The 25,487-nt window shown below is 72.9% G+C and carries 18 protein-coding genes and 1 other RNA gene; 6 read left to right on the plus strand and 13 right to left on the minus strand.

Annotated features, from left to right (window positions below; genetic code table 11):
- Nucleotides 1-64: 64 nt before the first annotated feature.
- From ACIRG6_RS04810 to ACIRG6_RS04825, 4 genes are all read right to left on the minus strand, one after another.
- A complete protein-coding gene (locus tag ACIRG6_RS04810) occupies nt 65-1,417 on the minus strand; it encodes an acyltransferase family protein (RefSeq protein WP_364674962.1) in 1,353 nt (450 codons plus the stop codon).
- A complete protein-coding gene (locus ACIRG6_RS04815) occupies nt 1,414-3,612 on the minus strand; it encodes a glycosyltransferase (protein ID WP_365021196.1) in 2,199 nt (732 codons plus the stop codon). Before ACIRG6_RS04815 ends, ACIRG6_RS04810 begins: the two co-directional genes overlap by 4 nt.
- Nucleotides 3,612-4,970 (minus strand): hypothetical protein, encoded by a 1,359-nt coding sequence (locus ACIRG6_RS04820; protein WP_403320708.1) that lies wholly within the window; start codon nt 4,968-4,970, stop codon nt 3,612-3,614. Before ACIRG6_RS04820 ends, ACIRG6_RS04815 begins: the two co-directional genes overlap by 1 nt.
- Nucleotides 4,971-5,131: 161 nt before the next feature.
- On the minus strand, nt 5,132-6,100 hold the full coding sequence (locus ACIRG6_RS04825) for a LysR family transcriptional regulator (RefSeq protein ID WP_403320710.1): 969 nt from the start codon (nt 6,098-6,100) through the stop codon (nt 5,132-5,134).
- An 83-nt stretch (nt 6,101-6,183) separates the two neighbouring features.
- Here ACIRG6_RS04825 and ACIRG6_RS04830 point away from each other — a divergent pair, with 83 nt between their 5' ends.
- Nucleotides 6,184-7,509: an MFS transporter gene (locus ACIRG6_RS04830; protein ID WP_403320712.1), complete on the plus strand. Its 1,326-nt coding sequence runs from the start codon at nt 6,184-6,186 to the stop codon at nt 7,507-7,509.
- A 48-nt stretch (nt 7,510-7,557) separates the two neighbouring features.
- Here ACIRG6_RS04830 and ssrA read toward each other — a convergent pair.
- From ssrA to ftsE, 5 genes are all read right to left on the minus strand, one after another.
- Nucleotides 7,558-7,957: a transfer-messenger RNA gene (ssrA, locus tag ACIRG6_RS04835) on the minus strand.
- Between the two features lie 91 nt (nt 7,958-8,048).
- Nucleotides 8,049-8,528 (minus strand): SsrA-binding protein SmpB, encoded by a 480-nt coding sequence (gene smpB / locus ACIRG6_RS04840; protein ID WP_189231037.1) that lies wholly within the window; start codon nt 8,526-8,528, stop codon nt 8,049-8,051.
- Between the two features lie 83 nt (nt 8,529-8,611).
- Nucleotides 8,612-9,784 carry a S41 family peptidase gene (locus ACIRG6_RS04845; protein ID WP_364674974.1) on the minus strand — a complete coding sequence of 391 codons (1,173 nt, stop codon included), beginning with the start codon at nt 9,782-9,784 and terminating at the stop codon, nt 8,612-8,614.
- Between the two features lie 68 nt (nt 9,785-9,852).
- Nucleotides 9,853-10,770, minus strand: a complete 918-nt coding sequence (gene ftsX, locus ACIRG6_RS04850; protein WP_189231039.1) for a permease-like cell division protein FtsX — start codon at nt 10,768-10,770, stop codon at nt 9,853-9,855.
- A 46-nt stretch (nt 10,771-10,816) separates the two neighbouring features.
- Nucleotides 10,817-11,506, minus strand: coding sequence for a cell division ATP-binding protein FtsE (ftsE, locus tag ACIRG6_RS04855; protein ID WP_239766276.1), 690 nt, complete (start codon nt 11,504-11,506; stop codon nt 10,817-10,819).
- Between the two features lie 226 nt (nt 11,507-11,732).
- Here ftsE and ACIRG6_RS04860 point away from each other — a divergent pair, with 226 nt between their 5' ends.
- Nucleotides 11,733-11,924: a hypothetical protein gene (locus ACIRG6_RS04860; RefSeq protein ID WP_225638027.1), complete on the plus strand. Its 192-nt coding sequence runs from the start codon at nt 11,733-11,735 to the stop codon at nt 11,922-11,924.
- A gap of 80 nt (nt 11,925-12,004) precedes the next feature.
- Here the strand turns inward: ACIRG6_RS04860 and ACIRG6_RS04865 are convergent, their stop codons facing one another.
- The 4 genes from ACIRG6_RS04865 to ACIRG6_RS04880 form a co-directional block, all read right to left on the minus strand.
- Complete coding sequence (locus ACIRG6_RS04865; protein ID WP_403320715.1) at nt 12,005-12,694, minus strand: hypothetical protein; 690 nt, start codon at nt 12,692-12,694, stop codon at nt 12,005-12,007.
- 315 nt (nt 12,695-13,009) lie between these two features.
- Entirely contained in the window at nt 13,010-14,116 is a 1,107-nt protein-coding gene (gene prfB / locus ACIRG6_RS04870) for a peptide chain release factor 2 (protein WP_225638024.1), read from the minus strand.
- Between the two features lie 76 nt (nt 14,117-14,192).
- Nucleotides 14,193-15,437 carry a serine/threonine-protein kinase gene (locus ACIRG6_RS04875; protein WP_365021190.1) on the minus strand — a complete coding sequence of 415 codons (1,245 nt, stop codon included), beginning with the start codon at nt 15,435-15,437 and terminating at the stop codon, nt 14,193-14,195.
- Nucleotides 15,438-15,568: 131 nt separating this feature from the next.
- Nucleotides 15,569-17,230, minus strand: coding sequence for a serine/threonine-protein kinase (locus tag ACIRG6_RS04880; protein WP_318213072.1), 1,662 nt, complete (start codon nt 17,228-17,230; stop codon nt 15,569-15,571).
- Nucleotides 17,231-17,661: 431 nt separating this feature from the next.
- On the opposite strand from ACIRG6_RS04880, the gene ACIRG6_RS04885 reads away from it, so the two are divergent.
- The 4 genes from ACIRG6_RS04885 (at nt 17,662) to ACIRG6_RS04900 (ending at nt 25,414) form a co-directional block, all read left to right on the plus strand.
- Entirely contained in the window at nt 17,662-21,411 is a 3,750-nt protein-coding gene (locus ACIRG6_RS04885; protein ID WP_403320763.1) for an FHA domain-containing protein, read from the plus strand.
- Between the two features lie 245 nt (nt 21,412-21,656).
- Nucleotides 21,657-23,054: an ABC transporter substrate-binding protein gene (locus tag ACIRG6_RS04890; protein WP_364674982.1), complete on the plus strand. Its 1,398-nt coding sequence runs from the start codon at nt 21,657-21,659 to the stop codon at nt 23,052-23,054.
- 4 nt (nt 23,055-23,058) lie between these two features.
- Nucleotides 23,059-24,405 (plus strand): carbohydrate ABC transporter permease, encoded by a 1,347-nt coding sequence (locus tag ACIRG6_RS04895; RefSeq protein ID WP_403320717.1) that lies wholly within the window; start codon nt 23,059-23,061, stop codon nt 24,403-24,405.
- A gap of 91 nt (nt 24,406-24,496) precedes the next feature.
- Nucleotides 24,497-25,414 (plus strand): carbohydrate ABC transporter permease, encoded by a 918-nt coding sequence (locus tag ACIRG6_RS04900; RefSeq protein WP_350722649.1) that lies wholly within the window; start codon nt 24,497-24,499, stop codon nt 25,412-25,414.
- Nucleotides 25,415-25,487: the final 73 nt, after the last annotated feature.

A 25,487-nucleotide genomic window follows, 5' to 3' on the forward strand; every position in this document is an offset into this window, starting at 1 on the left:
CCGGCTCACGCCACCCTGTTCACGTCCGCAACCGGGGCAGTCTCGCACGGGGGAGCGGAGCACGTCAGCCCCGATGGGCCGCGCCGGCCGTCGCCCGCTTCCCGGCGGAGCGCTTGGTGCCGTTCGGCCACAACCGCGGCCTGCGCTTGGCCGCGAGGTCCTCGATCCAGCCCACGGCGAGGACCATCAGGCCGATCAGGGGCCAGACGAGCGCGAACATCCAGAGCGAGTACGCGTCCGAGAGGGCGTCCGCCGCCCGCTCGCTCTGCATGAACGGGAGCCGGTACAGCAGGTCGATGATCGGCACCGTCAGCATGATCAGCAGGTTGTGCCACAGGTAGATGGTGACCGCCCGGTTGTTGGAGAGGGTCACCAGCTTGTCCCACTTGGCCAGCCGGCCCGGGAGTTCCTGCCAGGAGGGGGAGTACTGGAGCAGGATCACGACGAAGCCGAACGACCAGGCGGCCTGCGCCAGCGGGATGTCGTTCAGGTCCCAGCCGTCGGGGCCCAGGTGGCCCGAGGCCCACCACAGGCCGAAGGCCATCACCAGCGAGGCCCCGGAGACGGCGACGTAGCGCGGGATCTGCTTCAGCAGGCCCTCGTTGTGGGCGAAGCCCAGCACCCAGCAACTGCCGTACACCGCGAAGTCGGTGACCGCGTTGCCCGTCTCGCCGGGGATCGTCACCAGGCCCGTGCCGACGATCGCCGTCAGCCCCAGCGGAGCGAGCAGCGTCGGCCAGGGGGCGCGGCGGAACGCCCACAGCAGCAGCGGGGACGCGATGACGAACCACAGGTAGGCGCGCAGGTACCACAGCGGTCCCGCGGCCTGCACGGCCCAGGTGTCGTCCAGCAGCCCCGAGGCGGAGCCGCTGTGCCAGGGGTAGGGCGGCGCGCCGATCGGGACGATGTAGTTGAGCAGCGAGAGCAGGCCCCAGGTGTCACCGTGGTCCGGGTCCTTGGCCGGGTTCCAGCCGCTCGCGAACATCAGCGCCAGCGCGACCGCGCCGAACGCCCACATGGGCGGCAGGAGACGGCGGACACGGCTGCGGATCACACTCAGCGCCGGGCGCTTCAGCGAACGCGCCATCAGCGAACCGGCCAGCGCGAACATCACGCCCATCGACGGGAACAGCACCGACAGCCAGGCCCAGCCGAAGAGGTGGTACACCACGACGCGGACCAGCGCGATGGAACGCAGCAGGTCGAGGTACCGGTCGCGGCCCGGCTTCTTGGGCGCCGGGGCGGCCGGCGGCGCGGCGGCCTCGGGCGCGGGCTCCGTCGTGCGCTGCTGCGGGACGGCGTACGGCGTCCCCGGGGCACCGCCCGGGCCCCCCGCGTACGGGGTTCCGTACGGCGTTCCGTAGGGGCCGGCCGGGTCCGGGCTCCTGCCCGTACCGGTCGTGTATCCGTGGGTCATGCCACAGGCCTCCGATCATTGCCGCTGCGCGATCGCTGGCTCGGGACCCCGCCGCCCGGGGCCTCGACGACACCGGTGCGGCGCAGCTTCTGCCAGCGCAGACGGCCACCGGTGAGCGCGGTGATCCAGGACTGGAGCAGCACGACGTACATGAGCTGGCGGTAGAGGACCTGCTGCAGGGGCAGCGAGATCAGATGGGTCATGCGTTCGCGGTCGAGGCGGAAGGCGTACGCCGCGCAGACCGCCTGGAGGAGCAGGACGCCCAGCCAGGCCACGATCGTCTTCTGGGTCGGGCCGAACACGATGCCGTAGAGCAGGAAGATGTCGATCAGCGGCGCCAGGAGCGGGGCCACGACCATGAACAGGGAGACGAAGGGCAGGCCGACGCGGCCGAAGCGGCCCGAGGGGCCCCGTTCGATCACGGCGCGGCGGTGCTTCCAGATGGCCTGCATGGTGCCGTAGGACCAGCGGTAGCGCTGGGACCACAGCTGCTGGACGGACTCGGGGGCCTCGGTCCAGGCGCGGGCGTTCTCGGCGTAGACGACGCGCCAGCCGGCGCGGTGCAGCGCCATGGTGACGTCGGTGTCCTCGGCGAGGGTGTCGTCGCTCATGCCGCCGAACGGCTCCAGCGCCGAGCGCCGGAAGGCGCCGACGGCACCCGGGATGGTCGGCATGCAGCCCAGGACGTCGTACATGCGGCGGTCCAGGTTGAAGCCCATCACGTACTCGATGTGCTGCCAGGCGCCGATGAGGCTGTCCTTGTTGCCGACCTTCGCGTTGCCCGCGACGGCGCCGACCTTCGGGTCGCCGAAGGGCTGGACGAGTTCGCGGACGGTGGACGGCTCGAAGACCGTGTCGCCGTCCATCATGACGACGATGTCGTGACTGGCGTTCGCCAGGCCGCGGTTGAGCGCGGCGGGCTTGCCGGCGTTGAGCTGGCGGATCACCCGGACGTTGGGCAGGCCCATCGCCTCCACGATCCGGGCCGTGCCGTCACTGGAGCCGTCGTCGATGACGATGACCTCGACCGGGTGGTCGCTGTCCATCAGCGAACGGACGGTGTTCTCGATGCACTTGGCCTCGTTGTACGCCGGCACCAGCACCGTCACCGGCTCGGTGACGGGCGGGCCCCAGCGGAAGTTCCTGCGGCGCACCCGGCGGGCGTGGACGCCGGACAGCAGCAGCATCAGCACGAAGCGGCCGATGACCAGCGTGCCGATGACCGCCAGGCCCGCCACCAGGCCGTCGGTGAGCTTCTCCGAGGCCTGGACCAGCCAGACCCACGCCTTGCCCTTCCACAGGTCGACGCCGGTCACCGGGGTCATGGCGCTGGGCGCGTCCAGGGCCTCGGTGAGGTTGTCGAACTCGTAGCCCTGCTTCTTCAGGCCGGGCAGGAACTGGTCCAGGGCCTGCACGGTCTGGTGGCGGTCGCCGCCGGAGTCGTGCATCAGGACGATGGCGCCCTTGCCGCCGTGCGGCGTGGCGCGGCGGATGATCTCGTGGACGCCCGGCTTCTGCCAGTCCTCGCTGTCGGTGTTGTTGACGACGGTGATGTAACCGCGGGAGCCGATGTACTCGGTGACCGGCCAGGACTTGTCGTCCATGGCGTCGGCGAAGGAGGAGTACGGCGGGCGGAAGAGCGAGGTGCGGACGCCGGCCGCGCCGGTGATCGCCAGCTGGTTCTGCGACAGCTCCCAGTCGATGCGCTTCTTGGACTGGAAGGAGAGGTCGGGGTGGTTGAAGGTGTGCAGGCCGACCTCGTGGCCCTCGTCGACCATGCGCTTGACGAGGTCCGGGTAGCGGGAGGCCATGGTGCCGGTGACGAAGAAGACCGCGTGGGCGTCGTGCTCCTTCAGCACGTCCAGCACCCTCGGCGTCCAGACCGGGTCGGGGCCGTCGTCGAAGGTGAGGACCAGGCGGTGGTCGGGCACCCGCAGGCTGTTGGCCTGACCGCCGCGGGTGTCGATGACCGGGCCGCCCTCGAGGATCTTCTCGGGGACGTGGTCGGTGGCGGCGGGCGGCTGGACGCGGTGGTCGGCGAGGATCTCGCTGTGCACGTAGCCGCGCAGCATGAGCATCGCCACCAGGGCGACGAGGACGAGCAGCGGCAGCAGCAGGCGCAAGGGCAGGCGGCGGCGCCGGGCGCCGTCACGGGCGCCGCGGGCGGCGCCGTGACGGCGGGTGCGGGAGGCCATCAGAGGGTGTACTCCGGGGACAGGGAAGGGGACGTGGAGGTGTCGGCCGGTGCGGTGTCGACGACGGGCGCGGCCGCGGTTCCGGCGGCCACCGGGGAGGTGTCGCTCGCGCCGTTCACGGTGGTGCCGCCGCCGGGGTCGGTCGTGGCGGTGCCACCGTCCGTGGGCGTGGTCGGGTCGACCGTGGTCTCGCCGCCGCCCGCCGGGGTCGACGGGTCCGTGGTGGCGGGGGGCGGCTGCTGCGTCGACACGGTCGGGTCCGGCTCGGCCGCGCCGCCGCCACCCGGCTTCGGGGCGGTCGCGGACGTGGAGGGCTGGGGATCGGTGCTGGTGCCCGGCTGCCGCGCGGTGCCCGAGGTGCCGGGCGCGGGGGCGTCGGCACCGGGGGTCGTCGCCGCGCCGGTGCCGGCCGTGGGGCTGGTCTGCGGGGCGGCGCTGCCGCTCGCGGAGGGCTGCGCGGACTGCGAGGGCAGCGGGGTGGTGTCGACCTGTCCGGCCGGCTTGCCCTGTTCCTGGCCGGGTACGGGCAGCCAGGGCGCGTTGGAGTTGCCCGACAGGAGCGTGGAGACGATGACGACGGCGTAGATCGCGCAGGCGCCGCCGAGGGCGATGCCGATACGGCGGAAGCGGCGGCTGCGGCGGCCCGACTCGTCGACGAACACCGGTCCGTCGGAGGCATCGGAGGCGGCGTGCTTGCCGGTGCCGTGCGCGGCCGCCCGGCGGATCATGCCGTCGCCGAGCTGGACGGCGTCGAGCTGGACCGTCACCTCGTGCGGGTCGTGGGTGTGGTCGGCACCGGCGGCCGGACGCGGGTCGGTGGCGTCGGGTGTGTCCGCGTCCAGGGCGCCCGGCGTCTCCTGCCAGGGGTCGCGGAGGGCCGCGGTGGCGGGGCCGGGCGCGGGGAAGGCGCGGGTCGGGGCCGCCTGGGCCGCCGACGGGAGGATGTCCGTCCGGTCGGTGTCCCGGCGCGGTGCGTCCTCGAGCCGGTGCCCGCCGTGCCGGGGCGCTCGGCCCTGGCCTATTCGGTCCTGGCGCGTCGTGCCGCCGAAGAGGTCGGCGCCCGTCCGGGGGCGGAGGACCTCGGTCTCGGCGGCACCGGTGTCGGGGCGCGGGACGTCCGTGCCCGCGCCGCCGGGAAACTCGCGGGCTCCTCCGAACCATCCGGGTCCCGCGGGCGCGCCGGGTCCACCGGGCACCGCGCCGGGCGCCGGGGCCGCCGCGGTGCCGGCGCCCGGGAAGGCGCCGGCCGCGGGAAGCACCTGGGTGGCGTCCTGCTGCGGGTCCGGCCCCGCGACATCACGAGCACCGGACGTGGCGCCGGGCCACTGCGGTTGGGCGTCTTTCTGCCAGTTCTTCACGCGCACGCACTTCCCCCCGAGGGACAGTTCTGGGTGCGCGTACGACTCCGAGCACCCGTCGGCCGAACCGGCCCCCACCAGGTTCGAGCGCCCCCTGTACCACACCGTGCTCAGGGCAAGAATGTAGCGCACGCGGAGGACGTGTGGTTGCCGCGTGTCGGTTAATGGACGGACATCACAGCGGCGTCACTGGCCGGAAGCCACGCCTCTGCGGGCCGGTGGAGCCACCCGTTTTCGGCCGCGACCTGGGCCGCGGCCCGGCGCAGCGCGTCGAAGGCGGGGTGCGCCAGCCCCTTTCGCCAGACCAGTGAAACCGGCGACAGCGGGACGGGATCGACGAGCGGGCGCACCACGGTCGAGGCCATGGCCGGAAAGCTCACCACGGCGAGGATCGGATTGCGCGTCTTGTCCATGATCCGCTGGAATTCCTCGTCCCCGATGGCCAGCGGAAGGGGTGGCGCCACGGCGATGCCGCGCCCCTCGAACAGGCGGGTTCCCAGGTCGGTCCACTCCGGCGTCCGCGGGTTGCCGGCCCCGGCGTACACGGTCTCGCCCGCCAGCGCGGCGAGCGGCACCTCGGGCAGCGGGGCCAGGGGGTGGTCCTCGGGCAGGACGACCGCCATGGGCTCGTAGCGGACCGGCTGGTGGCCGAGTCCCGCCCGCAGCGCCGGGGGGAGGCCCGCGAACCGGCCGAACGAGGCGTCCAGCCGGCCCGCGAGCAGTTCCGCGGCGGCGCCGGTCAGGCCGCTCTCGTAGCGGGCCATGAGTTCCAGCTCGGGTGCGAGGCGGCGGGCCCGCTCCAGGACCAGGCGTCCGGTGACCAGGCCGGGCGAGTTGAGGTCGACCAGCAGCGGGCGGGCCTGGCCGAAGGCGGAGAGGAGGTCGTCCTGCGCCTGGAGCACGCGGCGGGCGTACGGCAGCAGCCGCTCGCCGTCGGCCGTCAGCGTCACCTGCCGGGTGGACCGGACGAACAGCTCGGCGCCCAGCTCGCGTTCCAGGCGCCGCACATCCCGGCTGAGCGCCTGCTGGGCGACGTACAGACGGGCCGCGGCGCGGGTGAAGTGCAGGTCCTCGGCGACGGTGACGAAGGCGCGCAGGAGGCGCGGATCGAGGTGGGCGGGTGCGGGCATCCGGCGAATTTACAACGGGAGTGCGTGAATGCGTACGGAGAAGGTGTTGGACCCCGTGATCGCCCGCGGGCGACGGTGGGTGCATGCCGCAACCGACTCCTGAACACCCCTGCCCCCAGGCCCCCTTTCTCACCGTCACCGCCGACGCCCTGGTCGCCGCCGACTTCCGCCCGCGCACCCGACGCACCCCGCGCACCCCGCGCCGGCCGCCAGGCCCGTACCGGCGCCTGCTGTCCGTGCCCGGCGCCCGCGCGTTCACGATCGGGAATCTCATCGCCCGGCTGCCCATGGGCATGTTCAGCGTCAGCGCGGTCGTGATGATCGCCGGCACCCGCGGCTCGTACGCCCTCGCCGGTGCCGTCACCGCGACCGGGCTGGCGGCGACCGCACTGGTCGCGCCGTGGACCGCGCGGCTCGTGGACCGGCACGGCCAGGCCCGGGTGGCGGTCCCGGCGACGCTGTTCGCGGCGCTCGGCTCTCTCGCGCTGGTGCTGTGCGTGCGCTCCGGAGCCCCCGACTGGACCCTGTTCACCGCGTACACCGCCACCGCCACGACGCCCAACACCGGCGGCATGGCCCGCGCCCGCTGGGCCCATCTGCTGAAGGGCGACGCCGGCGCCCTGCACACGGCGAACTCCTTCGAGCAGGCCACGGACGAGCTCTGCTACATGCTCGGGCCGGTCCTCGCGGCCTTCCTGTGCACCGCGGTGTTCCCGGAGGCGGGCACGCTGACCGGTGTCGTCCTGCTGGTGACCGGCATCCTGCTGTTCGCCGCCCAGCGCGCGACGGAACCGCCGGCCCGGCCGCGCCCCGCCGCGAAGGCGCCGTTCCGCGCGCCCGGCATACCGCCGCTGCTGGCGATGTGCCTGGCTACGGGCGCGGTGTTCGGCGCGATGGAGGTCGTCACGATCGCCTTCGCGGACGCACAGGGGCACCGTTCGGCGGCCGGGGTGGTCCTGGCGCTCCAGGCGGCCGGTTCCTGCGCGGCGGGCCTGCTGTACGGCGCGCTGAAGCCGGCCGGGCCGGCCGAGGTCCGCCTGCCGTGGTGTGTGGCCGCGATGACGGCCCTGATGACGCTGCCCCTGCTGGCCGCGTCCCTCACCGGCTCGCTGCCGCTGCTGGCGCTCACGCTGCTGGCCGCCGGGATGGCGACGGCCCCGACGATGGTCACGACGATGACGCTGGTCCAGCACCGCACCCCCGAGGGCCGGCTGAACGAGGGCATGACCCTCGCGGTGACCGGTCTGCTCGGCGGCATCGCCTGCGGCAGCGCGGCGGGCGGCTGGACGGTGGAGCACGTGTCGCCCACGGCCGGCTACGGCGTGCCGGTCACCGCGGCCGCGCTCGCCCTGCTGCTCACCCTGTCGGCCCTCCCCCGCCGGTCCCGCCCGGCCGTCGCCCGGGCATGACGAAGGCCCCGCCGCTCGGGAGCGACGGGGCCTCGGCCCACATGGGAATTGTGGAGATGGCGGGAATCGAACCCGCGTCCAACGGTGTGGAATCAGGGCTTCTCCGTGTGCAGTCCGCTTCGATTTTCTCAGCCCCGGAGATCACGCGGACAAGTCTCCGACGGGCTCAGTCACTGTTTGATTTCCCTCTTCACCCCGTGACCGGGATCAAGGTTTAGTCCCCTAGCTGATGCCAGGATCCGGGTCGGGAACAGCCCCGGGCTGACACTCCCTTTGTAGGAGGCTCGCTTCGCTACCTGAGATCAGGCAGCGAGGGCGAAGGCCTGCTGGGAGGAATCGCGCTTGGAGTTGGCGATTATTTTTTTCGGCCTGTGGTTTACGAGATCATGGCCGCTTCCTCGACACGCTTCCCCTGCTTCGACAGCCGCTGTCGAAACCGATCATCCCCATGTTGTGTTTTCAAAACCCGCACCGTCCAGGCGGTGCAGGGCCCATCGTACGTGACCAACGCACGAGGGTGCCAGCCTATTCCCCCGGGGTCAGGCCCGCTGCTTGCGGCGGATCGCGGAGATCGTCCGCTCCGCCTCGCGCCGGTCCTGCTTCTCGCGCAGGGTCTGACGCTTGTCGTACTCCTTCTTGCCGCGTGCCAGCGCGATCTCCACCTTGGCGCGGCCGTCCTTGAAGTACAGGGCGAGGGGCACGATCGTGTGCCCGGTCTCCTGGGACTTCGACTCCAGCTTGTCGATCTCCACGCGGTGCAGCAGCAGCTTCCGCTTGCGGCGGGCGCTGTGGTTGGTCCAGGTGCCCTGGCTGTACTCCGGCACGTGCACGTTGTGCAGCCAGGCCTCGTGCCCGTCCAGCTGCACGAAGCCGTCGACCAGCGACGCCCGCCCCTGGCGCAGTGACTTCACCTCGGTCCCGGTGAGGACCAGTCCGGCCTCGTAGGTGTCGAGGATCTGGTAGTCGTGCCGCGCCTTCTTGTTCTGCGCGATCAGCTTGCGCCCTTTTTCCTTAGCCATAGTGCAGCCCATTTTGGCACTACGGAGGGGGTCCGCGGGAAGCCGATTTACGCGGGGCGGGGCGGGGCCGGACGGGGCGGGGCCTACCGTCCCAGTCCGCTGAGCACGGTCCGCGCCCGTTCCAGGGCGGCCGGGTCCGTCGGGTCGACGTCCAGGTCGGGTGTGATGCCGGTGCCGTCGACGCCGCGGCCGGAGGGGGTGCGGTAGTGCCCGACGGTCAGCTCGGCGACCGAGCCGCCGGGGAGCCGGCTCGGCATCTGCACCGAGCCCTTGCCGAAGGTGCGGGAGCCGATGACGACCGCCCGTCCGCGGTCCTGGAGGGCTCCGGTGAGGAGTTCGGCCGCGCTCATGGTGCCGCCGTCGACGAGCGTGACCAGGGGTCTGGTGGTGTCGCCGCCGGGTTCGGCGTGCAGGGCGCGCTGGTCGCCGTCGACGTCGTAGGTGGCGACGAGGCCGCCGTCGAGGAAGGCGGAGGCGGCGGTGACGGCCTCGGCGACCAGTCCGCCGGAGTTGCCGCGCAGGTCGAGGACGACGCCTGCGCCGGACGGCACCCGCTCCACGGCGGCGCACACCTGCCGGCCGACGCCCTTGGTGAAGGAGGTGACCTTGACGACGGTGACACCGTCGGCGTGCGTGCGGACGGTCACGGGGTCCGTGGACAGCCTGGCCCGGCGGACCGTCTGGGTCCACGCCCGCGTGCCGCGCTCCAGGCCGAGCCGGACGGCGGTGCCGGCGGGGTCCTCCTCGGCGTCGCCGCGCAGTATCGAGACGACCTCGGTGACCGGGCGCCCGTCGACCCGCTCGCCGTCGACGCTGCGCAGCCGGTCGCCCTCGCGGACCCCGGCGTCGGCGGCGGGCGACCCGGAGCGCACCCTGGTCACCTCGATGCGGCCGTCGCGCTCGCGGCGCGCGGAGAGGCCGACGCCGGTGTACTGGCCGTCGAGGGCCTCCTCCAACTCCTCGTACTCGCTCTGGGAGTAGACGGCTCCCCAGCGGTCCCCGCTGCGGCTGACGGCGCGTTCGGCGGCCTCCACCGGGGACTTGCCGTCGGCCATCGCCTCCGCCGCCGCGCGGGCCACGTCCTCGTGATGCCCGGCGGGTGCGGCCGAACGGGCCGCGTCCGACGTGGACTTCCGGTCGGACGCCGGGAACGATCCGGTGGCCGCCCCGGTGACGAGTACGCTCGCGAACACCAAGGTCAGGGCGGCCCCGTGGCGTGCGCGGCGGGGCTGACAGAACAGGTCACGACCTGACATGCCGGTGAGTCTAGGACAACGCGAGGGGGCCGAACGGTCGCTTGACCGTTCGGCCCCCTTGGCATGCGTCACACCTTCAAGTACTTGCGCAACGCGAAGAACGCGGCCAGCGCGGGCATCAGCAGACTGGTGGCCAGGATGAGCGGGAGCTTCGTCAGCAGGGCGTCCCAGCCGATGAAGTCGATCAGCGCCAACTTGTCGGACAGCGCGAGCCCGTGGTCGATGATGAAGTACCGCGCGGTCACCAGGAAGGCGCAGGCGACCGCGCCGCCGATCAGCCCGGCGACCGCCGCCTCCATGATGAACGGCGCCTGGATGTAGAAGCCCGAGGCGCCGACCAGCCGCATGATGCCGGTCTCGCGCCGGCGGCTGAACGCCGAGACGCGGACCGTGTTGACGATCAGCATCAGCGCGACGACCAGCATCAGCGCCATCACCGCCCGCGCGGCCCAGTTCATGCCGTTGAGAAGCTCGAAGAGGTTGTCCAGGGTGCTGCGTTGGTCCGCCACGGACTGCACGCCGTCCCGGCCGTCGAAGGCGGTCGCGATGACCTGGTACTTCTCCGGGTCCTTCAGCTTGACGCGGTACGACTCCTGCATCTGGTCCGGCGTGAGCGAGCTGGCCAGCGGCGAGTCGCCGAACTGCTCCTTGTAGTGCTTGTACGCCTCGTCCTGCGACTCGTACGTCACCTTCTCGACGACGTTCATCTCGTCGAGGTCGGCCAGGATCTGCTTCTTCTGGTCCTCGGTCACCGCGCCCTTGGCACAGGCCGGGTCGGACTTGGCGTCGCTCTTGTTGCAGAGGTAGACCGTGACGTTGACCTTGTCGTACCAGTAGCCCTTCATGGTGTTGACCTGGTCGCTCATCAGGAGCGAGCCGCCGAACAGGGCCAGGGACAGGGCGACGGAGACGATGACCGCGAAGGTCATGGTCAGGTTGCGGCGGAGACCGACGCCGATCTCCGAGAGCACGAACTGGGCGCGCATGGCGAGTGGTTGAGCCTTTCCGTGGAAGCCGGTGCGGTCTGCGGTCTCAGTGCTGGTAGCCGTAGACGCCGCGCGCCTGGTCGCGGACGAGGCGACCCTTCTCCAGCTCGATGACGCGCTTGCGCATCTGGTCCACGATGTTCTGGTCGTGCGTGGCCATCACCACGGTGGTGCCCGTCCGGTTGATGCGGTCGAGCAGCTTCATGATGCCGACGGAGGTCTGCGGGTCGAGGTTGCCGGTGGGCTCGTCGGCGATCAGCAGCTTGGGGCGGTTGACGAAGGCGCGCGCGATGGCGACGCGCTGCTGCTCACCGCCGGACAGCTCGCCCGGCCTGCGGTCCTCCTTGCCGCCGAGCCCGACGAGGTCGAGCACCTGCGGCACGGACTTGCGGATCTCGCCGCGGGACTTGCCGATGACCTCCTGGGCGAAGGCGACGTTCTCGCCGACCGTCTTGTTCGGCAGCAGGCGGAAGTCCTGGAACACCGTCCCCAGCTGGCGCCGCATCTGCGGCACCTTCCAGTTGGACAGGCGCGCGAGGTCCTTGCCCAGAACGTGCACCTGCCCGTGGCTGCACCGCTCCTCGCGGAGGATCAGCCGCAGGAAGGTGGACTTTCCGGAGCCGGAGGACCCCACGAGGAAGACGAACTCGCCCTTCTCGACCTCCAGGGAGACATCCCTGAGGGCTGGGTGGTTCTGCTTGGGGTAGACCTTGGAGACGTTGTCGAATCGGATCACGGATGCACCACGGGTCGCCGGGGGTAGATGAGCGTGACCATACGCGAACCGGGGAGCCGACCGCAGTCACCGGTCGGGGTTGCGCGGTAGTTGCGCGTTTTGTCCCGGCCACCGCCCCACCGGGACCGCGCGCAGGGACCCCCGGAACCTGGCACAGTGGAAGGGGAACGTTCACGGCTTCGTGGGCGTTGTGGTGAGTGAACCGGTTGCAAGGAGGGCGAGGCGCATGACGTACGACCGGTTGGTGTGCGCGAACTGCGCGGCGCCCGTGAGCGAGGGCCGGTGCCCGGTGTGCCGCGCGAACCGCGAGCGGCTGCAGCAGGACAACTTCCTCTCGGGGCTGAATCCGATGGCGCTGATCGCCCTGCTGGCGGTCCTGGTGGCGGCGGTGGCGCTGCTGGCCCACCAGACGGTGTAGAGCCCGCAAAGACACGACAGGGGCCCGGAGCGGTTGCGCTCCGGGCCCCTGTGTGTACGCGCTGTGCGCAGGCGCTGCCGTCAGGCGGCGGCGCCGCCGCGGCCGCCCATCATGCGCGGGAGGACGCGGAAGCCGATGCCGCCGGCGATCATCGTGGCGGCACCGATCAGCAGGAACGTGGTCTCCGCCGCACCGGTCTCGGCGAGCTCCTCACCGCTGCCCTGGGCAGAGGTGTCGGAGGCCTGGGCCTGTTCGCCGGTCTCGGTCAGGGCCGAGGAGCCCTGCTCCTGGGTGGAGGCGTTGGAGCCGCCGTCGGGGTTGGTGTTGTTGCCACCGCCACCGTTGCCGTTCCCGTTTCCATTGCCGTTCCCGTTCCCGTTGCCGTTGCCGTTACCGGGGGCCTCGGTGGGGTCGGTGGACGGGGTCCCGGTCGGGGGCTCCTCGGTGGGCGGTTCTTCGGTCGGAGGCTCCTCGGTCGGGGGCTCCTCGGTGGGCGGCTCCTCGGTCGGAGGCTCCTCCGTGGGCGGCTCCTGGGTCGGAGGCGTCTCGGGGTCCTCGGGGTCCTCGGGGATGGTGGTCGGCGGGGTCGACGGGTCCTCGTCCTCGCCGCCGGTGACGCTCAGGCCGAACCCGAGACCCTGGTCGTCGGCGCTCGCGCTGACACCGATCTCGAGCGCCGAGGCCGCGCCCGCGGCGGTCAGCGAGGCACCGGCCGCGATCACGGCACCGGCCGCTATGCGTGCGACACGGATCCGCGTCTTCTTGGTCATATGGTTGCTACCCCCAGTAGCTGAAATCGTCGGTGAGGCGGCGCCAGGGGCCGTGATCGACGGGGGGTTGGTAGCGCTGAAGCGAAGTCCCCCGGTTCACATGCGCCCCAGAAATACGCATGCCGCGCCTCACCCTTGCGAATGTTCAAAGCATCGTCAAGGTCATTGCGTACGCGATGTCCTGGTAAGGAACGTATGCCGGACACAAAGGGTGTGAGTGTGATGTAAAACCCGGACATCGCCGACGAAGAAAAGGCAACCGCCGCCCGTGAGGCGGCAGTTGCCTTGTCGACAAAGCGGTGCGGATTCCTTCCGCTACTTCTCCTGCTGCTTGCGCCAGCGAATTCCGGCCTCGAGGAAGCCGTCGATCTCGCCGTTGAACACGGCCTCGGGGTTGCCCACTTCGTGCTCGGTGCGCAGGTCCTTGACCATCTGGTAGGGGTGCAGCACGTACGAACGCATCTGGTTGCCCCAGGAGTTGCCGCCGTCGCCCTTGAGGGCGTCCATCTTGGCCTGCTCCTCCTGGCGGCGCCGCTCCAGCAGCTTGGCCTGGAGGACGTTCATCGCCGTGGCCTTGTTCTGGATCTGGGAGCGCTCGTTCTGGCAGGAGACGACGATGCCGGTGGGGAGGTGGGTCAGGCGCACCGCCGAGTCGGTGGTGTTGACGCCCTGGCCGCCGGGGCCGGAGGACCGGTACACGTCCACGCGCAGCTCGGACTCGTCGATCTCGATGTGGTCGGTCTGCTCGACCACGGGGAGGATCTCGACGCCCGCGAAGGAGGTCTGGCGGCGCCCCTGGTTGTCGAAGGGCGAGATGCGCACCAGGCGGTGGGTGCCCTGCTCGACGGAGAGGGTGCCGTAGGCGTACGGCACCTGCACGGCGAAGGTGGTCGACTTGATGCCGGCCTCTTCGGCGTACGACGTCTCGTAGATCTCGGTCTTGTAGCCGTGCTGCTCGGCCCAGCGCAGGTACATGCGCTGGAGCTTCTCCGCGAAGTCGGCGGCGTCCACGCCACCGGCCTCGGCGCGGATGTTGACGAGCGCCTCACGCGCGTCGTACTCGCCCGAGAGCAGGGTGCGGACCTCCATCTCGTCCAGCGCCTTCTTCACGGCCGTGAGCTCGGACTCGGCCTCCGCGCGGGTGTCGGGGTCGTCCTCCTCCTCGGCCATCTCGAAGAGCACGGCGAGATCGTCGATCCGGCCGCGCAGGGCCTCTGCCTTCCGCACCTCGGCCTGGAGGTGGGAGAGCTTGCTGGTGATCTTCTGCGCCTCGTCCGGGTTGTCCCACAGGGAGGGCGCTGCCGCCTGCTCCTCGAGCACGGCGATGTCTGCCCTCAGCTTGTCGAGGTCCAGGACGGCCTCGATCGACTCCATGGTCGAGGAGAGGGACTTCAGCTCTTCGGATACATCGACGACTGCCACGCATCCAGCGTAACGGCTCCGCCGGGCGGTCCACGCCGGGCCGTGGCGGACGGCGGCGGTGGCGGCGTGTCCGGCCTCACGGAGAGGCCGGTGCCGAGTTCCGCGTGTCCTGGGGGCCCGCGCCGCCCTCGTCACCGCTCGTGGCCAGCCAGGTACCGACGCCGATCGCCGCGACCAGGGCGACCGTGCCCGCGCCCAGCGCGAGCCGGCGACGCCGTGCGGCGGCGCGGTTGCGGGCCGAGCCGGGGCGGGGGGCGCCGGACGCGCGCGGGGCCCGGGCGGTGCCGCGGGCGCCGCCGGCCAGCTCGTCGGGGGCCGGTACGCGCATGGAGGTGTGCGTGTCGCGGTTGGAGTCGGCCGGCTTCGCGCCCGGCACCAGCGGCACCGCCCCCCGGCGCCGGACCGGCCGGCCGGCGGGCGCGGGCGAGGCGGCGGCCTCCTCGGGCTCGTCCTCCTCCTGGTCCGCGTCGGGCTCGTCCACGTCCAGCGGCGCCATCCCGGCCAGCATCGGCAGCAGCTCGCGCAGCCGGACGCCCAGCTCGGAGGCGCGCAGCCGGGAGGCCGGCGCCTTGGCCAGGCACTGCACGAGGAGCTGCCACAGCTCGTCCGGGATGCCGGGGAGGGGGACAACGGTCTCGGTGACGTGGCGGCGCAGGACCGCGCCGGGGTGGCCGCCGCCGAAGGGCGTGAAGCCGGCGAGCAGCTCGTACAGGACCGTGGCCAGGGCGTAGATGTCGACCGAGGCCCGCGGCGGCAGGCCCTCGACGATCTCCGGGGCCAGGTAGTCGGGAGTGCCGATGATCTTCGTGGCGCGGGTGCGCCGGGGGGTGTCGATGAGCTTGGCCACACCGAAGTCGGTCAGCAGCGCGGGGTGCGAGCCGCCGGGGCCGAGCGGTCCCTGCATGTCCAGCAGCACGTTCTCGGGCTTGACGTCGCGGTGCACGACCCCGGCGGCGTGCGCGGCGGCCAGGCCGTCGGCGACGTCGGCGACGATGGCCACGGCGGCCTCGGGCGCCAGGCGCCGCTCCCGGTCGAGGCGGGTGCGCAGATCCGTGCCGCGGACCAGGTCCATGACCAGCGCGAGGTCGTTGCCGTCGACGACCAGGTCGCGCACGGAGACGACGTGGGGGTGCTCCAGGCCGAGCAGGGCGGTGCGCTCCTGGACGAAGCGTGAGACGAGTTCCTGGTCGGACGCCAGGTCCTCGCGCAGCAGCTTGATCGCGACGGGGCCCTCGGGCCCCTCGCCCAGCCACACCGTGCCGGCGCTGCCCCGCCCGAGGATCTGGTGGGCGGTGTACCGGCTGCCGATCTTCCGTGCCAAGACTGCTCCTACCGACGCGTGTTGCGCACAAAACTACGCGTCCCGAGAGCCGGCCTTCACCGCGGAGGCGGAAATCACCCGCCAGTTGTCGACAAATCTCCAGAGTCGGGGTCGCGCGGCCCGCCGGAAGGTCAGTTGCCGCCCGAGCCGCCCAGATCCCCGATCCAGCCGGTCACGGTGCTGAACCAGTCGCTGAGCTGGTCCCAGTAGCCCTTGCCGGTGCCGATCCAGTCCTGGAGCGGGCTCAGCTCCCAGATCAGCCAGCCGGCCACGAACAGGATGACGAGGGTGACCAGGCATCCCTTGAGGCAGCCGAGTCCGGGGATGCGCATCGGGTTGGCGCTGCGCTGCCGCGGCGGCCGGGGCTCCCGCCGGGGCGGCTGAGGCTCGGGCGCGGGCGGCGGGGCGTAGCGCTGCGGCTGGGGCTGCTGGGGCTGGGGCGTGGCGTACCGCTGCGGCTGGGGCTGCTGCGGATAGCCGTAGCCCTGCGGCGGCTGCTGGGGCTGGTGCTGCTGGGGGCGCGGCTGCTGCTGCGGTCGGGCGACCTGCCGCTGGGGGCGGCGGCGCAGCGGGTCCTCGTTCGGGTCGAGGTACTGCACCTGCGTCTGCTCGTTGCGGTCGCGGGCGGCGCGCAGCTGGTTCTGCCAGGGGTGGGGATCCTCGGGCCCGCCCGACTGTCCCGGCGGCACCGGCGGCATCACGGCGGTCGGGTCGGCCGCGCCGCGGTTGGGCAGTACGGCGGTGGGGTCGGCGGCGCCCGCGGGGCTGCCGGTGTGCGGCAGGACGCTGGTGGCGCCGTTCGGGTCGTAGGCGCCGTTCGGGTTCTGCGGGAGGACCTGCGTCGGATCGGCGGCGCCTGGGGCGCCGGGCACCGGCGCGGGGGCCGGGTCGGGGGCGAGGAGCGCGCCGACGTTCTCGGCGGCGCCGATCCGGTCGCTGTTCGCGTGCACGCCGATGCCCTCGGCGACGACGCGCAGGCCGCGGGCGAGGTTCTCCGCGCTGGGGCGCTCGTCGGGGTTCTTGCGCAGGCAGCGCTCGATGACCGTCCACAGCGGGCCGGGGACGGTGGAGGGGCGGCGCGGCTCGGCGCTCAGGTGCTGGTGCAGCACCTCGAGGGCGGAGCCGCCGGAGAACGGCGGGCGGCCGGTGACCAGCTCGTACAGCAGGATGCCGGCGCCGTAGATGTCGACGGCGGAGGTCTGCGGGCGGCCCTCGGCGGACTCCGGGGCGACGTACGCGGGCGTGCCGACGAACTCGTGGGTGCGGGTGAGACCGGGCGAGTCGGCCAGGCGGGCGATGCCGAAGTCGGTGAGCATCGGGTGCATCTCGCCGCCGTTCTGCTTCAGCAGGACGTTGGCCGGCTTCAGGTCGCGGTGGACGACGCCGTCGGCGTGGCTGGCGGCGAGCGCGTCGGCGATCTGGGCGGTGAGCAGAGCGGCGGCGACCGGGGTGAACGGCCCGTTCTCCCGCAGGTAGCGGTGCAGGTCGGGGCCGTCGACGAGGTCCATGACCAGCGCCAGCAGCTCACCCTCGACGACCAGGTCACGGACCCGGACGATGTTGGGGTGGGTCAGCCGGAGCAGGACGGAGCGCTCCCGCAGGAAGCGCATCACGATGTCGGCGTCGCTCGCGAGCTCCTCCTTGAGGACCTTGATCGCGACGGTCTCGCCGGGCTGTCCGGCCACGGCCGCCTCGGCGCCCGCGGTCTCCCGCTGGCGGGCTCGCCAGACGGTGCCCGTGGCGCCGCGACCGAGGGGCTCCTCGAGGAGGTACTTGCTGCCTACCGGCCGCACGTCATGCGCTCCCTGTTGCTCGCTGGCTGTTCCGACCCACTGTAGTGCCGCGGTGTGCGGCCCGGGCTGTCGTCGTCCTGTGGTTCCCTTTGGTCCGCCGGTGCGTCTTACGTTCCGCTTCCGGCGCGTGTTCGAAGGAAAGACGCTCCACCCGGTCCCTTGGTTGCCGGGCCCGGACGTGACCGATCTCAAGCGGTCACTCCTCGATCATCGGCAGGCCGTCCGTCAGGCATTTTTACGGGCAGAGCCGACCAATCAAGATCATTTGGCGGTGGTGGGCGGGCGCGTTGTCAGTGGCAGGTGCGAGGATGCCTCCAGTACTGGCCGACGTGCTCGTGTGGCGGTGGGGGAAGTCCGCGGTGGGGGACCGCGGAGAGAAGGCTTCGTCCCAAGCGATCGCGGGCGCCCGCGCGAAGGGACCGCTGACGGCGATGCAGATCCGGCTGACCGTCGTAGATCCGCTGGGCCCGCACGTATCCACGGGGGGCCGCGCACACGCCGCGAGCTGCGACGTGCTGGTCACGGCGCCGGCCGGCACGGCGTTGGCCGCGGTCGCCTCCGCGCTGGCCTCGGTGGTCCCCGGCAGTGACGGCCAGGGATCCGGCCAGGTGGTCCTGTATGCCGGCGCGCAGCGGCTCGACGCCCAGCGCAGCACCCTGGGCGAGCCCCCGCTGATCGACGGCGCCGTGCTCTGCCTGGGCGCCCCGGGCGAGCCCGACCCGCACACCGAGCCCGCCGACGTCCCGGCCCAGCTGCACGTGGTCGCCGGCCCCGACGCGGGCGGCGTCCACCTGCTGCACGGGGGCCAGATCCGGCTCGGCCGGTCCGCCGACGCGGACGTCGCGCTAGACGACCCGGACGTCTCCCGGATGCACTGCGCCGTGACCGTCGCCGCCGACGGCCGTGTGTCGGTCGCCGACCTCGGCTCGACCAACGGCACCACCCTGGACGGCACCCGCGTCGGCGAGCGTCCGGTCCGCTTCGCGCCGGGGGCGCTGCTGCGGATCGGCGAGTCGGCGCTGCGGCTGGTCCCGGCCGCCCCGGGGGCCGCGATACGGGTGGCGACGACGCCGGACGGCGAGGGGTACGTGCGCCTGCCCGGCGCGGTGACCGACGGGGAGCAGGTGGCCCACGGGCGCGTGGGCGACGGCGCGGACATCCCCGCCGAGCGCACGCACCACGCCCACGGCACGGCGGCGTACGGCACCGTCGCGGCACCGGCCGGCCCCCCGCTGGTGCCCGGCCAGGGCGCCGCGCCCCGCGTCGAGAGCCACGGCACCGGCTTCCCGGGGGACGCGCCGTCCCCGGCCCCGCCCGGCGGTGCGCCGCGCCCGCTCCCCGGGGCGGGCGGTCCGCGGTCCGGCGCGGCCGGGGTGAGCGACACGCACGCCGGGGCTCCCGGGGCGGGGAGCGCCCCCGCGGGGGCGACCGGCGCGGGCTGGGGCTACGCGGGGATGGCTGACGCGGGCGGCCCCGGCCGTGCGGGGACGGCCGATGCGCGGGGCGTGGGCAGGGCGGGAGCTTCCGGGACGGACCGGGGACACGGAGAGACTTACGGCGCGGACCGGGGCGGCGAGCAGCGGGCCTACGGCGCGGGAAGTGCCGAGGCGGGGGCGTCCGGCACGGGCCGCGGAGGCGGGACCCGCCGTGCGGAGAGGTCCGGGCCGACCGGTACCGGCGCCGGGGTGTCCGGCACGGGCGGCCACGGAGCAGCGCCCGGCATGGAGGGCACGGACCCGGCGGGCGCCGGCCGCAAGGGGACGCCGCTGCGGGGGACCGACGTACCGCAGGGCGTGCGCAGGCGCGGTGGGCTCGGGGCGTGGGCGCGGCGGCTGACCGGCGGGCGCGGCGCGCAGGACGCCGCCGGGCCCGACGCGTACGCCTACGACGAGGAGGCCGCCGGTCCGGCGCAGGCGGCACCCCCCGTCGGCGCCTCCCCCGTGCCGGAGACATGGCCGGACTCCGCCTCGCTCCTGCTGACGGCGCTGGGACCGGGGCCGCGGCTGTGGGAGCGCGGACCGGGGCACCCCGAGGTGCTCGCCGTACGGCTCGGCACGGCCGACCGGATGGCGCCCGGCGGTGACGCACCGCTGCCCGCGGTCCCGGTGACCGTCGGGCTGCGCGAGGCCGGGGCGCTCGGGCTGGCGGGCCCGCGGGCGCGGCTCACCGGGCTGGCCCGCGCGGTGCTGGCCCAGCTCGCCGCGCTGCACTCCCCCGACCTGCTGGAGATCGTCCTGATCAGCGCGGACCGCTCGCGCCCCCTCGCGGAGCGGACCGCCGAGTGGTCGTGGCTGGGCTGGCTGCCGCAGGTGCGCCCGGGGCACGGCCAGGACTGCCGCCTGCTGCTCGCCTACGACCGCGATCAGGCCACGGCCCGCGCCCAGGAACTCCTGCGCCGCCTGGAGGATCACCTGACGGACGCGCGAAGCGGACCCCGGCCGCCGGCCCCCGCCGGCACGATCCCGGCCCAGCCGACGGCTCCCGCCCAGGACATGCGGCCCGGCGTACCGGACGCGCCCCGTACGCCGGACGGGCCCGGGGCCGTCACGGGGACCGCCCGGCGGCCCTCCTGGGCGCGGGCGGACGACGGGAGCGAGGCGGCCGACGGCTTCGCGGGCCCGTACACCGTGGTCGTCGTGGACGGCGACCCGGGCGGCGCCGACGTGCGCGAGGTGGTGGCGCGGCTGGCCCTGGAGGGGCCCCGGGCCGGCATCCACGTCGTGTGTCTCGCCGAGACGGCCGCCGCCTCCCCGACCTCGCCGGTGATGCAGACGTACGAGTCGGCCTGCGCGGCGTCGCCGGTCTTCCGCGACTGCGGTGCCGTGGCGCTGCTCAGCGGTGACGTGGCGACGACCCTGCGGCTGCTGCGCGTCGCGCGCAGCGGATCGTCCCCGAGCGGCCCGGTCGGCCACGGCACCCTCGGCACGGTGGACGCCGTCTCCCCCGCCTGGGCGGAGCGGTTCGCGCGCGCCCTGGCACCGCTGCGCACCGACGGCGCGGGGGGCGAGCGGCACGCGCGCGTGTCCACGCCGCTGCCCCAGGCGGCCCGGCTCCTCGACGAGCTGGGCCTCGCCCGGGCCACCCCGGCCTCCCTGATGGCCCGCTGGGCGGACGCGGCCGACGACGCGGAGTCCCTCGGCGGCCGCGCGCACGCCGTGCTGGGCGCGGGACCGCGCGGCCCGGTCGCGGTGGACCTCGCCGCCGAAGGGCCGCACCTGCTGATCGAGGGCCCTCCCGGCAGCGGCCGTACGGAGCTCTTGCGGGCGCTCGTCGCCTCGCTCGCCTCGGCCGAACGCCCCGACCGGCTCGGCATCGTCCTGATGGACGGCCGGGACAACGTGGGCGCGGGCAACGGGCACGGCGAGGGCCTGCGCGTCTGCACGGACGTGCCGCACGTCACCACGCACCTCATCGCCAACGACCCCGTCCGGATGCGGGAGTTCGCCCAGTCGCTGAGCGCCGAGCTCAAGCGGCGTGCCGAGCTGCTCGGGCGGTCCGACTTCGCCGAGTGGCACACCGGGCGCGAGGTGTCGGGGCGGATGGTCAGCCAGCGCACGCCGGCGGGCGGCCCCGGGACGATGTCGGAGACCGGGGACGTCGAGTCGCCGCCCAGTTCGACGCTGCGGCTGCGGCCGGGCGCGTCCCGGCGACGGGCGGGAGCGGTGCCGCCGCTGCCCCGGCTGGTGGTCGTCGTCGACGATCTGGACGCGCTCGTGACACCGCCGCTCGGGTCGCCGGGGCGGCCCGCGGCGGGGTCGGTGATGCGGGCGCTGGAGGCGGTGGCGCGGGAGGGCGACCGGCTCGGGGTGCACCTGGTGGCGGCCGCCGGGCCGGGGGGCCGTACGGCCCAGACGGAGCCGGCCCGCCGGGCGTCGCTGCGGGTCGTGCTCGACGCGCCGGCGGCGGGGCCGGACGAACCGTTGCCGGGGCGGGGGCGGCTGGACCGGGCGGACGGGCGGAGTGTGCCGTTCCAGGCGGGCCGGGTCACGGGGCGTATCCCTCGTACGGCGACCCTGCGGCCCACCGTCGTGGCGCTGGAGTGGCACCGGATGGGGGATCCGCCCGACCGGCGTCCCGTACGGGAGTTGGGGAACGGGCCCACGGATCTGGCGCTGCTGGCCAGTGCGTTGGAGCGGGCGGCCCGGGAGGTCTCGGCGGCGGAGGTGCCGTCGCTGCTGTGACGGGGGCGCGGGCCGGGTGGGAAACATCGCCACCCGGTGCTGCTGCTCTGCTCGGGGTGGGTTGCGCGGCCCGGCGTTGCGGGGTGCCGCATCCGGGGCCCGCAGGCCGCCGCCGCGAGTCACGACGCGATTACGATCTTCGGTCCCACCACGGACGCGCTCTTGCCGCCCTCACCCCCCTGGCGTACACCAGAGCGCACGGGACAGCGCCGGACGTTCGACGAGGAACGAAGAACGGGGCAGTGATGCGCACGAGCAGCACCATGCGGACAGGCAGCGCCGCGAAGAGGACCACCAGGGCCGCCGCCGCCCTCGCCGCGGGAGCCCTCGCGCTCTCGCTCACCGCGTGCGGCGGTGGCGATGACGACAACGGCGGTGGCGACGAGGGCAGTCAGGGCAACGGCACCAAGAAGCCCGCCACCCTCACCCTTCCCAAGCTGGACGGCGAGAGCCTGGAGGTCGCCGCCGTCTGGACCGGCGCCGAGCAGGAGAACTTCAAGAAGGTCCTCGCCGAGTTCGAGAAGCGCACCGGCGCCAAGGTGACCTTCGTTCCGGCCCAGGACCCGATCATCAACTTCCTCGGCTCGAAGATCGCGGGCGGCGCCCCGCCGGACGTGGCGATGCTCCCGCAGCCGGGCGCCATCAAGCAGGCGGTCGACAAGGGCTGGGCCAAGCCGCTGGGCGCGGAGGCCACCAAGGAGCTGACGAAGAACTACTCGCAGGGCTGGCAGGACATCGGCAAGGTCGGCGGCAAGCAGTACGGCGTCTACTACAAGGCCGCCAACAAGTCCCTGATCTGGTACAACGCGCAGGTCTTCGAGAACGCGGGCGCCGCCGAGCCCAAGACCTGGGACGAGCTCCTCACCACCGCTCAGACGATCTACGACTCGGGCGTCACGCCGTTCTCCGTGGGCGGCGCGGACGGCTGGACGCTCACCGACTGGTTCGAGAACGTCTACCTCTCGCAGGCGGGCCCGGAGAAGTACGACCAGCTGGCCAAGCACGAGATCAAGTGGACGGACCCCTCCGTGAAGGAGGCCCTGACCACACTCGCCCAGATCTGGGGCAAGAAGGACTTTGTCGCGGGCGGCGCGTCCGGCGCGCTGCAGACGGAGTTCCCGGCCTCGGTGACGCAGACCTTCACCGGCGGCGACCAGCCCAAGGCCGGCATGGTCTACGAGGGCGACTTCGTGCAGGTCAACATCGGCGAGACGGACGCGAAGGTCGGCACGGACGCGAAGGTGTTCCCGTTCCCGGCCGTCGGTGACACCGCGCCGGTGGTCTCGGGCGGCGACGCGGCCGTGATCCTCAAGGACTCGAAGGCGGCGCAGGCGCTGGCCACCTTCCTGGCCTCCCCGGACTCGGCGGCGATCCAGGCGAAGCTGGGCGGCTTCCTGTCGCCGAACAAGGCCATCGACACGAGCGCGTACCCGAACGAGGTGCAGAAGAAGATGGCCGACGCGCTGATCGCGGCCGGTGACGACTTCCGCTTCGACATGTCGGACCAGGCCCCGCAGGCCTTCGGCGGCACGCCCGGCAAGGGCGAGTGGAAGGCGCTGCAGGACTTCCTGAAGAACCCGAAGGACATCGCGGGCGCGCAGGCGAAGCTGGAGGCGGACGCGGCCGCCGCCTACGGAGGCTGACGCGATGGCGTCGGCCACGGCGGCAGGGGCCTCACCGGGCCCTGCCGCTCCCAAGTCGCGCAAGAGCGTGACCGGCACCCGCCGGACCGTGGCGGCCCTGTTCCTGCTGCCCGCCCTGGTGCTGCTCGGCGCGCTCGTGGTGTACCCGATCGGGTACTCCCTGGTCCGCAGCTTCTACGACCAGTCCGGCGACTCGTTCGCCGGATTCGACAACTATCAGGCGCTGTTCACCGACGACGGCATCCGCACCGCCCTGAAGAACAACGTCATCTGGGTGGTGTTCGCGCCCACGGTCGCCACCGCGCTCGGTCTGATCTTCGCGGTGCTGACCGAACGGGTGCGCTGGGGCACGGCGTTCAAGCTGGTCGTCTTCATGCCGATGGCGATCTCGATGCTGGCCGCCGGGATCATCTTCCGCCTGGTGTACGACCAGGCGCCGGAGAAGGGCGTCGCGAACGCGGTGTGGGTGGGGGTGCACGACACCTTCGCCGAGTCGTCGGCGTTCCCGAAGGCGCACCCGGGCCGCGATTCCCCGCTGAAGCCGGCCGGCGGGGGCGCGTTCATCACCAAGGAGCCGGTCGGCGCGGGCCAGGTCGTCACGCTGCCGCTCGTCGGCGTGGCCCCCGACCAGATGCCGGACGGCGCGGAGAAGGCCGTACCCGCCCGGCCCGAGGACGGGAAGATCACCGGCACCACCTGGCAGGACTTCACCCGCGGCAAGGGCGTCGGCAAGCTGGGCGGCGTCGACGCCGCCGAGCTGGGCTATGCCGGGATGACGATCGAGGCCGTCAAGGACGGCAAGGTCGTCGCGTCGACGAAGGCCGCCGGCGACGGCACGTTCACGCTGCCCGCCGAGGCCGACGGGGCGCTGCTCAGGCTGCCCGCCGACAACTTCAAGGAGGCCTACAACGGCCTGAACTGGCTCGGCCCCTCGCTCGTCACCCCGGCCATCATCGGGTCGTACGTGTGGATGTGGGCGGGCTTCGCGATGGTGCTGATCGCGGCCGGGCTGGCGGGCGTCCCCCGGGAGCTCCTGGAGGCCGCCCGGGTGGACGGCGCCAACGAGTGGCAGGTCTTCCGCCGGGTCACGGTGCCGCTCCTCGCGCCGGTCCTCGCGGTCGTGGTCGTCACCTTGATGATCAACGTGCTGAAGGTGTTCGACCTGGTCTTCATCATCGCCCCCGGCTCCTCCCAGGACGACGCGAACGTGCTCGCCCTGGAGCTGTACCGCAAGGGCTTCGCCTCGGACCAGCCGGGCGTTGCCAGCGCCATCGCGGTGTTCCTGCTGCTCCTGGTCATCCCGGTGATGTGGTTCAACGTACGGCGGCTGCGGCGGGAGGTGCGGCGATGACGGAGCGTCCGCCGTGTGACGGCTGGGGGTCCGGGGGTCGCCCCCCGGGAGGACGCAGTAACGTACGGCGGCTGCGGCGGGAGGTGCGGCGATGACCGTGGACGCGGGTTCTCCCACCAAGGCGGCCACCGAGCCGTCCGGGACCGCCGTGAAGGCGAAGCCGTCGCTGGGCTCGCGGCTCGCCGAAGGCGTCAGCGGCGGTCTGGTCCGGGTGTTCCTGATCGTGGTGGGCCTGTTCTGGCTGGTCCCGACGATCGGACTGCTGCTGTCCTCGCTGCGCACGCCGAGGGACATGGCGGCCAGTGGCTGGTGGAAGGTCTTCACCGAGCCGTCGCAGCTCACCTTCCAGAGCTACGAGGAACTGCTGAAGAACGGCGACATCACCTCCTCCCTCGTCAACACCGTGCTGATCACGGTCCCGGCGACGGTCCTGGTCGTCGTCATCGGCTCGCTCGCGGGATACGCGTTCGCGTGGATGGACTTCCCGGGCCGCGACTGGTGGTTCCTGGCCGTGGTCGGGCTGCTGGTCGTCCCCGTCCAGGTGGCGCTGATCCCGATCGCCGAACTCTTCGGCAAGATCGGCCTGTTCGGGTCGATCCTGGGAGTGATCCTGTTCCACGTCGGCTTCGGCCTGCCGTTCGCGGTGTTCCTGCTGCGGAACTTCTTCGCGGAGATCCCGAGGGAGCTGCTGGAGGCGGCCCGGCTCGACGGAGCGGGCGAACTGCGGCTGTTCGCCCGGGTGGTGATGCCGCTCGGCGGGCCCGCGATCGCGAGCCTCGGCATCTTCCAGTTCCTGTGGGTGTGGAACGACATGTTGGTCGCGCTGATCTTCTCGGACTCCGGGAGCCAGCCGATCACGGTCGCCCTGCAGACGCAGGTACGGCAGTTCGGCAACAACATCGACGTACTGGCACCGGGCGCGTTCATCTCCATGGTGATCCCGCTGGCCGTGTTCTTCGCGTTCCAGCGGCAGTTCGTCTCCGGCGTGATGGCGGGCGCCGTCAAGTAACCGCCGTCGCATCACCCTTGAGGGGGCGGGCCGGAAACCGGTCCGCCCCCTTCTTCGCGCGCGCGAGATCCCT

The sequence above is a fragment of the Streptomyces flaveolus genome, from assembly GCF_044765825.1.
In the GTDB taxonomy this organism is placed as follows: Bacteria; Actinomycetota; Actinomycetes; order Streptomycetales; family Streptomycetaceae; genus Streptomyces; species Streptomyces flaveolus.

Excerpts from the sequence above, each read along its gene's own strand:
- ACIRG6_RS04810 (WP_364674962.1), bottom strand. The coding sequence starts at position 1,417 with ATGACCCACGGATACACGACCGGTACGGGCAGGAGCCCGGACCCGGCC.
- ACIRG6_RS04815 (WP_365021196.1), bottom strand. The coding sequence starts at position 3,612 with ATGGCCTCCCGCACCCGCCGTCACGGCGCCGCCCGCGGCGCCCGTGAC.
- ACIRG6_RS04825 (WP_403320710.1), bottom strand. The coding sequence starts at position 6,100 with ATGCCCGCACCCGCCCACCTCGATCCGCGCCTCCTGCGCGCCTTCGTC.
- ACIRG6_RS04830 (WP_403320712.1), top strand. The coding sequence starts at position 6,184 with ATGCCGCAACCGACTCCTGAACACCCCTGCCCCCAGGCCCCCTTTCTC.
- smpB (WP_189231037.1), bottom strand. The coding sequence starts at position 8,528 with ATGGCTAAGGAAAAAGGGCGCAAGCTGATCGCGCAGAACAAGAAGGCG.
- ACIRG6_RS04845 (WP_364674974.1), bottom strand. The coding sequence starts at position 9,784 with ATGTCAGGTCGTGACCTGTTCTGTCAGCCCCGCCGCGCACGCCACGGG.
- ftsX (WP_189231039.1), bottom strand. The coding sequence starts at position 10,770 with ATGCGCGCCCAGTTCGTGCTCTCGGAGATCGGCGTCGGTCTCCGCCGC.
- ACIRG6_RS04860 (WP_225638027.1), top strand. The coding sequence starts at position 11,733 with ATGACGTACGACCGGTTGGTGTGCGCGAACTGCGCGGCGCCCGTGAGC.
- ACIRG6_RS04865 (WP_403320715.1), bottom strand. The coding sequence starts at position 12,694 with ATGACCAAGAAGACGCGGATCCGTGTCGCACGCATAGCGGCCGGTGCC.
- ACIRG6_RS04885 (WP_403320763.1), top strand. The coding sequence starts at position 17,662 with ATGCAGATCCGGCTGACCGTCGTAGATCCGCTGGGCCCGCACGTATCC.
- ACIRG6_RS04890 (WP_364674982.1), top strand. The coding sequence starts at position 21,657 with ATGCGCACGAGCAGCACCATGCGGACAGGCAGCGCCGCGAAGAGGACC.
- ACIRG6_RS04895 (WP_403320717.1), top strand. The coding sequence starts at position 23,059 with ATGGCGTCGGCCACGGCGGCAGGGGCCTCACCGGGCCCTGCCGCTCCC.
- ACIRG6_RS04900 (WP_350722649.1), top strand. The coding sequence starts at position 24,497 with ATGACCGTGGACGCGGGTTCTCCCACCAAGGCGGCCACCGAGCCGTCC.